Below are 13,883 nucleotides of genomic sequence, written 5' to 3'. Positions count from 1 at the left end.
CTTGCCTATAGCTTCCTTGCGAAAACGCCCAAGGAGAGCCGTAAGCCATGACCACAACCCGCACCGAAACCGACAGCTTTGGCCCTCTTGAGGTCCCTTCCGACAAGTACTGGGGCGCTCAGACACAGCGCAGCCTGATCAACTTTCCCATCGGTTGGGAAAGACAGCCTGTTGCCATCGTCCGCGCACTTGGCGTGATCAAGCAAGCCTGTGCCGAAGCCAACAAAGCGGCCGGCGTGCTGGAGGCCGACAAGGCCGACGCAATGATCGAAGCCGCCTCGGAGGTCGTGGGCGGCAAACTGGATGACCACTTCCCGCTTGTTGTCTGGCAGACCGGTTCCGGTACCCAATCGAACATGAACGCCAACGAGGTCATCGCCAACCGCGCGATCGAAATCATGGGCGGCGTGATCGGCTCGAAAGACCCGGTGCATCCGAACGACCATTGCAACATGGGCCAGTCATCCAACGACACCTTCCCCACCGCCATGCACATCGCAACGGCGATGACCGCGCGGGATGTGACATTGCCGGGCCTCAAGCATCTGCACACCGCACTTGAAGCGAAGGTCAAGGAATTCGACGGCATCATCAAAATCGGCCGCACCCACACGATGGATGCAACGCCCCTGACGCTGGCGCAGGAGTTCTCGGGCTATGCACATCAGGTCGCCAAATCCATCGAGCGCGTTGAGGCCTCGCTGGGCGACATCTACGAACTGGCGCAGGGCGGCACCGCCGTTGGCACCGGCCTAAACACGCGTCCCGGCTGGGGCGAAGAGGTCGCGGCGAACATGGCCCGCATCACGGGCCTGCCATTCGTCACGGCCCCCAACAAATTCGAAGCCCTTGCCGCCCACGACGCGATGGTCGCCATGTCCGGCGCCCTGAAGGCCGCGGCAGCCAGCCTCTTCAAGATCGCAAACGACATCCGGCTTCTTGGCTCGGGGCCGCGCTGCGGCCTCTATGAATTGCTCTTGCCAGAAAACGAACCCGGCTCGTCGATCATGCCCGGCAAGGTGAACCCGACTCAATGCGAGGCCATGACTCAGGTCTGCGCCCATGTGATCGGCAACGATGCCGCCGTCGGTTTCGCGGGAAGTCAGGGTCACTTCGAACTGAACGTCTACAAACCAATGATGGCCTATAACGTGTTGCAATCCATGCAGCTGTTGGGCGATGCGGCGCGTGCATTCACTGACAATTGCGTCTCGGGCATCCGCGCCAACGAAACGCGCATAGACCAATTGATGCGCGAATCCCTGATGCTGGTGACCGCCCTCGCGCCGACCATCGGCTACGACAACGCGACGACTGTCGCCAAGACAGCGCACAAGAACGGCACGACCCTGAAAGAAGAGGCCATAGCCCTTGGCTTCGTGGATGAGGCGACGTTTGACAGCGTTGTCCGGCCAGAAAAGATGATTGGACCGAAGTCATGACCACCGTGAACCTGAACCGCGCGCGCAAGGAAAAATCGAAGTCCGCCCGCAAAGCCACTGCGGATGGAAACGCGTTGAAATACGGACGTTCCAAAGCCGACAAACTGGCCGAGGCCAAGAAGGCGGCGCTGGCGATGAAACGGCATGAGGCCCACAAGAAAGAGCCATGAATCTCCGGCCGGTCAAGCGTTCACTTACGCTTCGCGGGCACCGCACATCGGTGTCGCTTGAGGAAGCATTCTGGATTGCCTTTCGCAACATTGCCCATGAAAAAGGTCGTCCGATCAATGATCTGGCGGCCGAAATCGACGAAGCCCGCGGCACCGACTGCGGGCTTGCGTCCGCCATCCGCCTGTATGTTCTGGACCAGTACCGTCAGCCCTGACGCGCAACCACTTCAAGCGTGATCCCGTCGCGCGTGCGCACCGTCAGATGCGCTACCGGCACGGGTGTCTTGAGCGGTTTGAAGGCGAATTTCGACATCGCTGAAGACAATAAAATTGCAGCTTCCGCCATTGCAAATCCCGCTCCGGGACAGACGCGCGCGCCGCTTGAGAACGGCAAATACGCCTCTCGCGAGGCGAGCCGCCCGGCGTCGGTATCCCATCTTGCGGGATCAAAATCATCAGGATCGGCCCAGTAGCGGTCGTTGCGATGCAAGTGCCAGGGCGAAACAACAATCTGTGATTTTGCGGGGACCGCGCGCTTTCGGAAAGTTTCGCGACGCTTGGCTTCTCGCACGAACATCGGAACCGGAGGGTAAAGCCTCAGCGTTTCGCGGATGACGCTGCGGGTGGCGGGCATCTTTGAGAGGTGCTGAAACTGAGGGGCCTGCCAGAACACGTCGGCCTCCTGCGAAACGCGGCTTGCCCAGTCAGGATTCGCCGCCAAAAGCCAAAGCGCCCATCCCAAAAGCGCGGCGCTGGTTTCATGGCCTGCAAGGAAAAAGATCGCCACCTGATCGACCATTTCGTCCCGGTCAAAAAGAGCGTTCGTCTCGGGGTCCGGCGTGGTCATGATCTTTGTCGCCAGATCGTCGGGCGCTTTTTGTGCCGCAATCAACGCCCGTCGCTTATCGACCAGTTCACCAATCAGTCGTCGGAGGCGCCGCGCGGCCTTGCGTGCGGGGCGGCGATGTCTGACAGGCATCCAAGGCAGCAAAGCGGCAAGCGTGGCAACCGGTTGCTCGCGTTGGAAGTCCCGGAAAGCTTGATAGGCCTCGCGGGCCAAATCATCGTCTATGGGGAGTGAGAACAGCGTTCGGAATATGATGTCCGCCGTCACATGGCTTGCCCAGCTTTCGACGTCCAGTTCACCGGGCGCAATCCGATTTACGGCAGATTGAGCGGCATCGACCATCGCGGGGAAACTTGCCGCAATACGTCCCCCCTCGAAAGCGGGATCAATAATCCGACGTTGCCGCGCCCAGTCTGCGCCGTTGGTGACGAACACCGAGCGGCCAAGGAGTGGGGCCAGTCCTGACGTGATACGCGCGGATTTCGGGAAGTCCGCGGGGCGTTCATTCAAGACGATCCTGACCAGCTCCGGTTCATTTATGAAAAAGGATCGGAAGAATGGCGTCCTGAATTCAGCCATCCGCGCGCGGTAGAGCCGTTCTGGCTGGGCGGACAAGATGTCCTTTCGAAACAGTTGCCAGTACCGCCACAGCGATACTCTTTCCTTTCGCGCCGCCGGTTTTGGCGGGATCATGTCACGGTGGAAGTAAAGCGCGAGGCAACGACGTCGATCCGGCTTGGAGACGTGCGCCGACCGCGGAACCGAGAGCCCAGTGTTTCAGGGCCGGCCGTGATCTTGAAGTAATCGTAATCGCCCGGCTTGTCGAAAGCGCAGATATACTGAAAATGCAGGCGGAAGAACTTCCATTTCAACCGCGCCATCCGTTCGGATGACAAGGTCTGACTGAACGCACCAGACAGGATCAGAGGCCATTGCTGGCTATTGCCCGGTGAGACGCCAGAGACCGAAACCGGATCGGTGAGCGCAAAGCAGCACCCGTCGGACGGGGCCGACACGTCGACCCATGTTATTTCTTGCGCCGAAGCCAGAAGGCGCAAATCGCGCCGGATGCGCTTGGCATCGGGCAGGAAGCTTACCATCGGGATCACTTGCCCCAGTGTGAGCAGTGAAAGCGCGGGGCCGGTTTCGTGCACGCGCTTCAGCCGCACGATGTCGGCGACGATCGAAACTGCCATCTGCGCGCCCGAGCTATGACCGACGATCAGAACTTCGTCGATATCTTCGCGCAAGGCCGCTTCGATCCGGTGGCGGAACTCGTGCAGCCGGGCTTCGATCTCGTCCGGGTAAGCCCCGCGTTTGGAGGCAGAATAGGCGTAATCCTGCATCAGGTAATAGGCATAGGTCTTGTCGTCCTGCGATTTGAACCAGCGAAGCGCACCAAGGGTCAGTGGCAGAAAAAGCGCCCAGAACACAGCGGCTCCGACAAGCGTCCAGAGCCAACCGCCCTGCTCGACCGGTTGACCAAGGAGGGACAGCGTCACGGCGCCAAGCGCGTAAGTAGCCCAGACACCGAGGGCGGCCAAAAGGCTTGCGCCCAGCAGGGCCGCAACAAGCTGCGCAAGCAGCGTTACAACCGGATAAAGCGCCGCAATCACAGGTCCTTTCGCAAGCCAACTTAGGCGTCGCAAGGTGCCTGTCGTCAGATAAGTCCAAGCGGTCCGCACAAGGGCAAGATAGGTGCCTGCAATGCCTGCGCGCATCGAGCCGCGCACAAGGTCGTGCCAGACCAGAACGTCGATCTTGCTGACCGTCCGTGCGCCGTCGATCTTGGAGCGCACGCGCCATCCGGTGTCGCGAGCTTCGGACTTCTGCTCAATCTCATATCCCGATATTTCGGCCTGCAAACACCCTTCCGAGCGATAAAGCTCGCGATATCGGCGCGAAGGATGCGGGTCATACCCCGGAATGTAAAACACCCGACGGCGCGACACTTGGGACTTTCGGCGCGGCAGCATGTGCAAAACCTATCGCAACCACAGACGTGCGAGAAGCCTTATTCTAGAAACCATTGTAACGATTGCTGTCCCAAAACGAGAGGCAGAAACAGTGCGCGCAATATCAGCCGAATGTTTGCAAAACCGGGAATTGTTCGTTCAGCCACCAAGCAAAATCAGTAAAACTGCCGGTCAGCATCAAAAGCCCCACGGTCCACAAAAGCAGGCCCATGATACGCTCGATCCGCTCCATGTGCTGGCGCATCCATGCCATCACGCGGGTCATGCGCGGGAAGAAAGCCGCCACCAGCAGGAATGGAATACCGAGACCCGCCGCATAGGCCGCAAGCAACGTCGTGCCGCGTGCGACATCGGCTTCGGAGGCCGCGATGGACAGAATCGCCCCAAGGATCGGGCCAATGCAAGGCGTCCAGCCGAAAGCGAAGGCTAGGCCCAGAACGTAAGCACCAAAAGCCGAGCCACCCCGGTCGCCCGCGTCCATGCGCATTTCGCGGTCCATGAATTTGATGCGGTATATGCCAAGGAAATGCATGCCGAAGATCATGATGACAAGGCCGGCAGCGATGATGAACCAGTCCTGATTGGACAGGAAAAACCTCCCGAAGGCCGAGGCTGTAAACCCGAGAATCATGAAAACTGTCGACAGGCCCATGACGAAAAACAGGGCCGACATCATGGCGCGGCGACGCGCGGCTTTTTCGCCGCCCTGCATATCACTGACCGAAATGCCGCCCATGTAGGCCAGGTAAGGCGGTACGATTGGCAGCACACAAGGGCTGAGGAACGACAGGACCCCTGCCATCAAGGCGATGGTCATCGCCGGCACCAGTGAAGCATCAAAAAGGTCAAATCCGAACATAAGCGTTTCCTTCCCCACCCGACTTATGCGGTCTTGCAGCCTTCGTCACGACACAAGCGCTCAAATCTAAGTGGACAAATTGTAACATCAGGTCTAGCGATCGCGCCATGAGGGTGGATGACACATTGGATGCGACCGGGCTTTTGTGCCCCCTGCCCGTCTTGAAGGCGGCCAAACGCCTGCGAGGTATGGCGTCGGGTGCGATTCTCGAGATGCGCGCGGATGATCCGGCGGCGATAGTCGATGTCCCGCATTTTTGTGCTGAACAGGGCCATGAAATGCTGAACGCCACCGATGAGGGTGGCGTTCAGGTCTATCTTATCAAACGAAAATAGGCGCTTACGAGCGGCCCACCGACCACCAGCCGCGCTTACGTGGTTTGGCAGGCTTTTCCTCAGGCGCAGGCGCGTCTCCCGCCATTGCCGGCTCAGGCGTTGGGGTTGGAGTTGGCTCTGGTGTCGGTTCCGGAGTTGGCGCTTCGACTTCAGCTTCGGCAACCTCGGTAACCGGGGCCGCTTCAACCGGAGCTTCCACGATAGGCACGTCCGTCTTTTTCTTACGGGGCGCGCGCTTGCGCTTGGGTTTTGGCGCCTCTTCTTCTGCCACAGGCTCAGAGGCCTCCGGAGCAGGTTCCGCATCAGCGGCAGGTGCCGCATCAGCGGCAGGTGCCGCATCAGCGGCAGGTGCCGCCTCAGCCGCTGCCTCGTCTGGTGCTGCCTCTGACGCGACGGGTGCGTCCTTCTTGCGGCGCGTCCGTGTGCGGCGTGGCTTCTTCGGCGCCTCGTCGGACGTGTCGACCTCGGACACGTCGGACTGAACAGCGGCGGCGTCTTCAGCCTTTGCGGCGTCTGCACCTTCAGCCGAGACGTCTGCGTCCGGCTGCTGGTTCGGCGCATCATCTGCGTCACGACCACCGTTACCACCACGACGACGACGCCGACGACGACGGCGCTTCTTGGGCCGGTCTTCGCCGTCGTCTTCCGCACGCGGTGTTTCCTCCACGGCATCTTCGTCTTCGACTTCCTCGGCGGCTTCACTGGCAAGTTCCGCTTCGATCTCGGCCATCAGCGCCGCATCGACCGAAACGACCTGGACGGTGGGATCGATGACCCGCGTTGCGGTCTTAAACTTCTCGATGGTGAAATCGGGAGAGATCATGAACGGATCGGCTTCCAGCCGAACGGCCATGCCGTAACGCGCTTCGATCTGGGCGATATGCTCGCGCTTGTTGTTCATCAGGAAGTTGATGATCGAAACGGGCGCCTTGACCAATGCCTCGCGCGAACGCTTGCGCACACCCTCTTCTTCGAGTTGGCGCAGAATGGTCAGACCCAGACTGTCATCCGAACGAATGAGCCCGGTGCCGTGACACGACGGACACGGCTGGGTCGATGCTTCCAGCATACCGGGACGCAAACGCTGTCGTGACATTTCCATGAGGCCGAAGCCGGAGATCCGTCCCACCTGAATGCGCGCGCGGTCCGTCTTCAAGCGGTCCTTGAACCGCTTTTCCACCGCCGAATTATTGCGACGCTCTTCCATATCGATGAAGTCGATCACGATAAGGCCCGCAAGATCGCGCAAACGCAACTGACGCGCCACTTCTTCGGCGGCTTCGAGGTTGGTCTTCAGCGCGGTTTCCTCGATCGAGTTCTCTTTGGTGGCCTTGCCCGAGTTTACGTCGATGGCGACAAGCGCTTCGGTGATCCCGATCACGATGTAGCCGCCAGACCGCAACTGTACGGTCGGATTGAACATCGCCGCCAGATAACTTTCGACCTGATAGCGCGCGAACAGCGGCATCTGGTCGGCGTATAGCTTCACGTTCCGCGCGTGGCTCGGCATAATCATCTTCATGAAGTCTTTGGCGGTACGGTACCCGTTCTCGCCTTCGACAAGCACTTCGTCGATCTCGCGACTGTAAAGGTCGCGGATCGAGCGCTTGATGAGGTTGCCTTCCTCATAAATCTGCGCCGGCGCGATGGACTTCAGCGTCAGTTCACGGATTTGCTCCCACATCCGCTGAAGGTATTCGTAATCGCGCTTGATCTCGGTCTTGGTGCGTTTGGCGCCCGCGGTCCGGATGATCAGGCCCGCGCCCTTTGGTACGTCGATTTCCTGCGCGATCTCTTTCAGCTTCTTGCGGTCAGCGGCTTGCGTGATCTTGCGTGAAATACCGCCGCCACGGGCGGTGTTCGGCATCAGAACGCAATAGCGACCAGCAAGGCTGAGGTATGTGGTCAGCGCCGCGCCTTTGTTGCCGCGCTCTTCCTTTACGACCTGAACCAGCAGAATCTGGCGGACCTTGATGACTTCCTGAATCTTGTAACGCCGCTGCCGCGTCTTGCGGGGCGGACGAATGTCTTCCTGAGTGTCATCATCCGCAACGGACTCGATCGAGTCATCGGTTTCGGCGGCTGTTTCCATCGCAGAATACGGCGCATCGTCGTCGCTGTCGTCTTCCACCAGCGACGCTGCGTCATCATCCTCTTCAAGATCGACGACGTCCATGCCGGGTATGATTTTACCCGCGTCCGACACATCGGCAGGCGGCGCGTCACTCGCCACTTCGTCTTCAGGCACACCGGCTGTGACGGTTGCGTCCTTAGTCTCGACCTCTGCCGCCTTCGAGCGCGAGCGCCCACCGCGTGAACGGCGCTTCTTCGGCTTTTCTTCCTCGGCGGCCTCGGCTTCGGCAAAGGCCATTTCTTCGGCCAGAAGCGCTTCACGGTCTGCGACCGGGATCTGGTAATAATCCGGGTGGATTTCCGAGAACGCCAGGAACCCGTGGCGATTGCCGCCGTAATCGACGAAGGCCGCCTGAAGCGACGGTTCGACCCTTGTTATCTTTGCGAGATAGATATTCCCGGCAAGCTGCCGTTTGTTTTCGGATTCAAAATCGAACTCCTCGACCTTGTTTCCGTCAACCACCACAACGCGGGTCTCTTCCGCGTGGGTGGCATCGATAAGCATTTTCTTTGACATATTGGCTTTCCGCGCATGCGATTAGCCCCCCGCCTTTCCGGTAAGGGACTAAAACATATACGACTGTTGATGGCGACTAGACGCGGCGTAGCCGGTGCGGCCCGACCCTGTAAGGTCGGGGACATGCTCTGTGATGCCCTCGCGCGCGTCATCGCGGTTCTTCTCCGGCGCTTTTTGGTGGCGCCCGTTCACGGCCCTGCGCGCTCAAATGCGCGTCTCGGGCAATTCGGTTGTTCGACCTTCAGGTCGCTCGTGCCGGGCCAGATTGCTCAAACGTTCAAGCTAACTCTCTGGAACAGCGAAACTTTTCGTAACGCCACATCCGGGGCGACCGCCCCCTGCGCGTTACCTTCGCAGCATAAAGCGGGTTGGGGACAAAAGACAATCCCGAAGTTTGACGATTTGACGACAGTTTCAAACGGGTTTTCACCCTTTCTTAAATACCAATGATGTTGCAAAGCTCAGAGGTAATCCGACCTCTGCAAACCATATTTTGCCATCTTCTCGTTAAGCGTCCGACGCGGCAGACACAATTCGTCCATGACGTTCACAATGGACCCTCTGTGACGGCGCATCGTGTTGTCGATCAGCATCCGCTCAAAGGCTTCCACGTATTCTTTCAGGGGCTTGCCCTCGGTAGTGACATTCATGTCGCTGTCTTCGCTGTCGGCCATCAGAAGAGACGCAATCGTCCCCGAGCCGCGACGCGACTGCAAAACTGCGCGTTCTGCGATGTTGAGAAGCTGGCGGATGTTACCGGGCCACGGAGCTTGCAGCAGTTGAGCCGCTTCCTGCGCGCTGACTTCGGGGGCATCGCATCCGTATTCGTCAGCGAACTGATCGGCAAACCGCTGGAACAACAACAGGATATCCTCGCCACGCTGGCGCAGCGGCGGCAGGGTGATCTTCATCGCAGCAAGGCGGTAGTAAAGATCGGGGCGCAGCGCGTCCTCGCAAGTGCGGCCCGCTTCTTGAAGGTTCGAAATCGCGACGATGCGCGTTTCGGCAGGCGTGCCCTGTTCGTTCATCCATGTAAGCAGTCGGGCCTGCAGCTTTTCGGGCAGCGTTTCGATGCCTTCGAGAACCAGAGTGCCGCCACGCGCTTCTTCGAGAAGTGGCAAACGGTCGTCCGTGTCATTCGGCCCAAAGAGCCGCGCTGCGAGAGCCTCTTCCTCGTGTGCGGCACAGGAAAACAGCACGAACTTTTTACCGGTCTTCGCACCGACTGCGTGCAGCGCGTGGGCCACGAGTGTCTTGCCGGTCCCGGTCTCGCCGTCGATCAGAACATGACCATCCGCCTGCCCCAGGTCGAGGATATCTTCGCGCAGACGCTCCATCACCGGCGAAGCGCCGACAAGTTTTTTCATAATGCCGGAGCCATCCGACAATTCCCGGCGGAGCGCGCGATTATCCAGCGTCAGGCGGCGTGCATTTGTGGCGCGCTTTGCAAGCTCGGTCATTTTGTCGGGGTTGAATGGCTTTTCGAGAAAATCAAACGCCCCGACGCGCATCGCCTCGACCGCCATCGGCACGTCGCCGTGGCCGGTGATCATGATCACTGGCAGTGCAGAATCTACACCCATGAGACGCTTCAGAAATGCCATTCCGTCCATTCCGGGCATCTTGATGTCGCTAACCACGACGCCGGGATATTCCGGGCCGAGGTTCTTCAACGCGTCCTCCGCGCTGGGAAATGTTTCGGTGTCGAAGCCCGACAGGGCCAGCCATTGGCTGATGGACTGCCGCATGTCTTGTTCGTCGTCGACTATCGCGATCTTCATGGCTTTTGCCATCAATCCGTCCTCACGTTATTCCGCAGCCTGCTCTGCTGCTATATCGGCAAGCGGAAGGCGAATTTCAAACAGCGCGCCACCGCTCTGGCCGTTTTTCGCCGTCATCCGACCGCCAAGGTCGTTTATGATACCCGAGGAAATTGCAAGCCCCAGCCCGACACCGTCACCCGGAGCCTTAGTGGTATAAAAGGGTTCGAACAGGCTTTCGAGGTCATCGATCCCGACGCCGTTGTCGCGCACGGTGATCAGCACTTCGTCAGAGACCGACACGATCAGGGTCACTTCGGGATCGCTGACACCTTTGGTTGCGTCCAACGCATTGCGCAACAAGTTGATCAACACCTGTTCAAGCCGGATACGGTCGGCCCGGACAAAAACCGGTTCGCGCGGCAAAAGCGAGCTGATCGCCATTTTGCGCTGCCGCAGTTGCGGCTCCATCATCGAGAGCGCGGTTGACGCGGACTCCCTTACATCAATGGTTTCAAGTGTATCGCCGCCTTTGCGCGCATAGGATTTCAACTGGCGGGTGATCGCCCCCATGCGCTCGATCAGATCGTCGATGCGCTGAAACGACGATACCGCCTCGTCCGGGCGGTTCCTCTGCAGCAAGAGCCGCGCCCCCGCGAGATAGGTCTTCATCGCTGCAAGAGGCTGGTTCAACTCATGGCTGACGGCAGCCGACATTTCGCCGAGGATCGCCAGTTTCGAGGATTGCTGGATCGTTTGTTCGGCCACTTCAAGGTTGCGTTCGGCCTTTTCACGCTCGGCGATTTCCCGCTGCAGAGCGGCGTTCAACTGGCGAAGCTCCGCCGACTCGCGCTGGAAGACCACAAGCCGCGACGTTGCATTGCGGCTGGCAAAATAAAACCCGACCGCAAGGATGATCGCAAAGCCCATGATCTCTAGCGCGATGAACGCGTTCACCCGCTCGCGCACACCCGAATAGGTGGTGAAACTGGTCATACGCCAGCCCTGAAACCCGATCCGCGCTTCCTGACGCATGACGGGTTGGCCAGCAAGATAAGCATCGATCGGCAGCACCGTCCAGTCGGCCGTCGCGCGGACCGCGCGCTGGATCGCACTGGGCGCAGAACGCAGTTCCAAGGCTTCGTCTTCGTTCAGCCCCCGCCACCTCGCTTCGGTCGACAACAGGATCTGACCTTCGCTGTCGGTGACGAAAACGGCGTCGGCAAACCCGGCCCAGGCACTTTCGAACTGTTGCAGGTTCAGTTCCACGACAATGACGCCAATAGTTTCACCGCGGTCGCGGAGTTTGCGAGAATACGCAAAAAGCCGGGTACCGTTTTCGGTGATATTCGTTGTGAAAACTGTATCTGAAGACCGCAGGGCTTCCACGAAATAGCCCTGGGAACGGTGCATCGAACCAAGCTCCTGACGATCAGTCGCCGCGACGGCGCGCCCTTCCCCGTCAATCAGAAACAGTTCGGCGGCACGGATTTCATCGCGATATGAGATCAGGCGCTGCGTGGTCTGGGCATAATCCTCGGAATTCAATGCACCGATCAGGGACGGATCGCGCGCCAGAAGTTGCGGCACGATCTGGCTGCGCTGCAATTCGCTGAGGATGTTGCCCGAGTAAAGCGCCAGTCGAACTTCGGCGCGGCTGCGTGTGCTTTCGGTGAAACGCTCGGTCAAGAGCTGGTTCGTCACCCAGATGACTGCGACAGCGGCCGAGATGACCACGATCATCATCACCCGTATCGGCCAGGAAGACCCCGAGAAGCGAACTCGTTTATTGCGCGGCATGTCGCTCATGCCTTTTAAAGTAAGGCCTTGGCGCCGCTGGCTCAAGCGGTGACGGCAGCGATAGCAAGAGAACGGAACAAATCGGCACCATCTTCGCCTCCAAGGGCAGAATCCGCCGCGCGTTCCGGGTGGGGCATAAGACCCAGAACGCGGCGGTTTTCCGACAGGATACCAGCTATATTCTCAGCCGAGCCGTTGATGTTGTCGCGATAGCGAAAGGCGACGCGGTCAGCGTCATTCAGCGCGGCAAGCGTGTCGGGACTGGCGATGTAGTTGCCGTCGTGATGGGCGACCGGATAGGTGACTGTCTGGCCTTTGGTATAAGCGTTCGTGAAATCGCTGGATGTGGTTTCCACCGTCAGCGCCACGGGCCTGCAGATGAACTTCAGGCGCGCGTTACGGATCAGAGCCCCCGGCAACAGGCCGGTTTCGACAAGCACCTGAAAGCCGTTGCAGATGCCAAGTGCGTGCCCGCCCCGCTCGACGTGGGATTTCAGCGCACCGATGATCGGCGATCGCGCCGCAATAGCGCCACAACGCAAGTAGTCACCAAAGGAAAACCCGCCCGGTATGCCTACGATATCGACGCCGTCCGGCAGGCTCGTGTCCTTGTGCCAGACCATCTCGACGGCACATCCCGCCTGACGAAATGCGACGGCCAGATCGCGATCACAGTTGGACCCCGGAAAGACAAGAACAGCGGCTTTCATGTTGACAACCTCAGGACAGAAAATCGGTGATGACAGCCACGCCCGGAGGCATTGGCCCGTTAAAGGCGGCAAGCTCTGCCCCCGTGTCGGACAAGGCGACCTCGCGGGCGATAATCGGCGACAGGTCCACCGCGCCACTGTCGATCAGCGACAAGAGCGATGGATACCTCCACGACGGCATGCCGCGTGTACCATAAATCGCGAGATTGCCCATGTAGACGGTGTTGAGATTGATCGGCTGGATCGCATGGGGCCCAACAGGCAGTCCGACCTGCACATGTCGTCCCAGAGGCCGCAGACAGGCCAGCGAGGCGGCCACGGTAGCCGGGAAACCGAGGGCCTCGACCGAGACATGCGCGCCGCCGCCAGTGATCTCGCGGATGCGCGAAGCGCTTTCGCCGTCGCTGGCGTCCACCGCGTGTTCGGCCCCAAGGGACAGGGCATGAGCCAGCTTTTCCGGAACGATATCAGTGACGATGACACGCGCCCCGATGGCACGCCCCAAAAGCATCGCGGCAAGACCGATGCCGCCGGTGCCGTGCACCGCCAGCCACTCACCGGGCTTCAGGGCGGCACGGTCGGTCAGCGCGTGCCAGGCGGTGGTGACGCGGCAACCAAGCGCGGCCGCCAGAGCGGGCGACATGCCCTCCGGCAGGCGCGCCAGATTATGGTCGCGCGGGACGGCGACATATTCGGCGAATGCACCCGGTTCCACAAAGCCCGGCAAACGCTGGTCAAGACAGGTGTTAGACGCCCCCGAGCGGCAGTTCGGACAGTTTCCGCAAGACAGAATGAACGGCGCGATCAGACGGTCTCCGACTGCATAGGTCGCCTCGCGCCCCGCTTCGACGACTTCGCCGCAATATTCGTGGCCACCGATCTGACCGGGCTTCACCCGAGGATGCTCGCCCACCCAACCGTGCCAGTCTGAGCGGCAAATGCCACAGGCCAAGACCCTCAAAACAACGCCATCGGGCGGGCAATCGGGCATCGCCACGTCTTCGATCGACAAATCCTCGTTGTAGGTTCTGAGGACCGCCGCGCGCATCAAAGAATCTCGACCGTGTAGCTTTCGATCACGGTATTGGCCAAAAGCGCCTCGCACATGCGGGCCACCTCGGCCTTGGCAGCGTCCTCGTCCGTTGCGGCAATTTCGATTTCGATCACCTTGCCCTGCCGCACGCCTGCGACACCCTCAAACCCAAGTGTGCCAAGCGCGTGGCGGATCGCTTCGCCTTGCGGATCCAAAACGCCAGCCTTCAACATTATGTGGACGCGAGCCTTCATTGTGATCCCCCGAGAAGCATTGAACGACGATTGCCTGTTCTATTACG

The 13,883-nt window shown here is 59.8% G+C and carries 13 protein-coding genes; 4 read left to right on the top strand and 9 right to left on the bottom strand.

The annotated features are described in order from the left end of the window. Window positions 1-47 precede the first annotated feature (47 nt). From fumC to BOA8489_RS12585, 3 genes are read left to right on the top strand one after another with little or no spacing between them, the layout of a single operon-like run. Window positions 48-1,442 (top strand): class II fumarate hydratase, encoded by a 1,395-nt coding sequence (gene fumC / locus BOA8489_RS12595; protein ID WP_093974382.1) that lies wholly within the window; start codon window positions 48-50, stop codon window positions 1,440-1,442. Then, window positions 1,439-1,612, top strand: coding sequence for a DUF4169 family protein (locus BOA8489_RS12590; RefSeq protein WP_093974381.1), 174 nt, complete (start codon window positions 1,439-1,441; stop codon window positions 1,610-1,612). The genes fumC and BOA8489_RS12590 overlap by 4 nt, the downstream gene beginning before the upstream one ends. Next, window positions 1,609-1,827 carry a ribbon-helix-helix domain-containing protein gene (locus tag BOA8489_RS12585; protein ID WP_093974380.1) on the top strand — a complete coding sequence of 73 codons (219 nt, stop codon included), beginning with the start codon at window positions 1,609-1,611 and terminating at the stop codon, window positions 1,825-1,827. Before BOA8489_RS12590 ends, BOA8489_RS12585 begins: the two co-directional genes overlap by 4 nt. On the opposite strand, the gene BOA8489_RS12580 is transcribed toward BOA8489_RS12585, so the two are convergent. The 3 genes from BOA8489_RS12580 to BOA8489_RS12570 form a co-directional block, all read right to left on the bottom strand. Beyond that, window positions 1,818-3,074: a cytochrome P450 gene (locus BOA8489_RS12580; RefSeq protein ID WP_370807186.1), complete on the bottom strand. Its 1,257-nt coding sequence runs from the start codon at window positions 3,072-3,074 to the stop codon at window positions 1,818-1,820. The two genes, BOA8489_RS12585 and BOA8489_RS12580, sit on opposite strands and share 10 nt — an antisense overlap. A gap of 74 nt (window positions 3,075-3,148) precedes the next feature. Beyond that, window positions 3,149-4,435 (bottom strand): hypothetical protein, encoded by a 1,287-nt coding sequence (locus tag BOA8489_RS12575; RefSeq protein ID WP_093974378.1) that lies wholly within the window; start codon window positions 4,433-4,435, stop codon window positions 3,149-3,151. Window positions 4,436-4,538: 103 nt separating this feature from the next. Next, the gene (locus tag BOA8489_RS12570) at window positions 4,539-5,294 is read right to left on the bottom strand and encodes a cytochrome c biogenesis CcdA family protein (RefSeq protein WP_093974377.1); all 756 of its coding nucleotides are present in this window, start codon (window positions 5,292-5,294) and stop codon (window positions 4,539-4,541) included. A 107-nt stretch (window positions 5,295-5,401) separates the two neighbouring features. Between BOA8489_RS12570 and BOA8489_RS12565 the strand changes: the two genes are divergently transcribed. Continuing rightward, complete coding sequence (locus tag BOA8489_RS12565) at window positions 5,402-5,629, top strand: sulfurtransferase TusA family protein (RefSeq protein ID WP_093974376.1); 228 nt, start codon at window positions 5,402-5,404, stop codon at window positions 5,627-5,629. 4 nt (window positions 5,630-5,633) lie between these two features. Here BOA8489_RS12565 and BOA8489_RS12560 read toward each other — a convergent pair whose 3' ends face one another. The 6 genes from BOA8489_RS12560 to purS all read right to left on the bottom strand — a co-directional run bounded on the left by BOA8489_RS12560 (window position 5,634) and on the right by purS (window position 13,836). Then, window positions 5,634-8,279 (bottom strand): Rne/Rng family ribonuclease, encoded by a 2,646-nt coding sequence (locus BOA8489_RS12560; RefSeq protein ID WP_093974375.1) that lies wholly within the window; start codon window positions 8,277-8,279, stop codon window positions 5,634-5,636. 461 nt (window positions 8,280-8,740) lie between these two features. Next, window positions 8,741-10,072, bottom strand: coding sequence for a sigma-54-dependent transcriptional regulator (locus BOA8489_RS12555; protein WP_093974374.1), 1,332 nt, complete (start codon window positions 10,070-10,072; stop codon window positions 8,741-8,743). Between the two features lie 15 nt (window positions 10,073-10,087). After that, window positions 10,088-11,848, bottom strand: coding sequence for a sensor histidine kinase (locus BOA8489_RS12550; protein ID WP_093974373.1), 1,761 nt, complete (start codon window positions 11,846-11,848; stop codon window positions 10,088-10,090). A 32-nt stretch (window positions 11,849-11,880) separates the two neighbouring features. Beyond that, the gene (gene purQ, locus BOA8489_RS12545) at window positions 11,881-12,549 is read right to left on the bottom strand and encodes a phosphoribosylformylglycinamidine synthase subunit PurQ (RefSeq protein ID WP_093974372.1); all 669 of its coding nucleotides are present in this window, start codon (window positions 12,547-12,549) and stop codon (window positions 11,881-11,883) included. Window positions 12,550-12,559: 10 nt separating this feature from the next. Beyond that, complete coding sequence (locus tag BOA8489_RS12540; RefSeq protein WP_093974371.1) at window positions 12,560-13,597, bottom strand: zinc-dependent alcohol dehydrogenase family protein; 1,038 nt, start codon at window positions 13,595-13,597, stop codon at window positions 12,560-12,562. Further along, window positions 13,597-13,836: a phosphoribosylformylglycinamidine synthase subunit PurS gene (gene purS / locus BOA8489_RS12535; protein WP_093974370.1), complete on the bottom strand. Its 240-nt coding sequence runs from the start codon at window positions 13,834-13,836 to the stop codon at window positions 13,597-13,599. Before purS ends, BOA8489_RS12540 begins: the two co-directional genes overlap by 1 nt. Window positions 13,837-13,883: the final 47 nt, after the last annotated feature.

It is taken from the genome of Boseongicola aestuarii (genome assembly GCF_900184815.1).
In the GTDB taxonomy this organism is placed as follows: domain Bacteria; phylum Pseudomonadota; class Alphaproteobacteria; order Rhodobacterales; family Rhodobacteraceae; genus Boseongicola; species Boseongicola aestuarii.
Note: the sequence above shows the minus strand (reverse complement) of the source record. Positions and strands in the feature narration are given on the sequence as shown.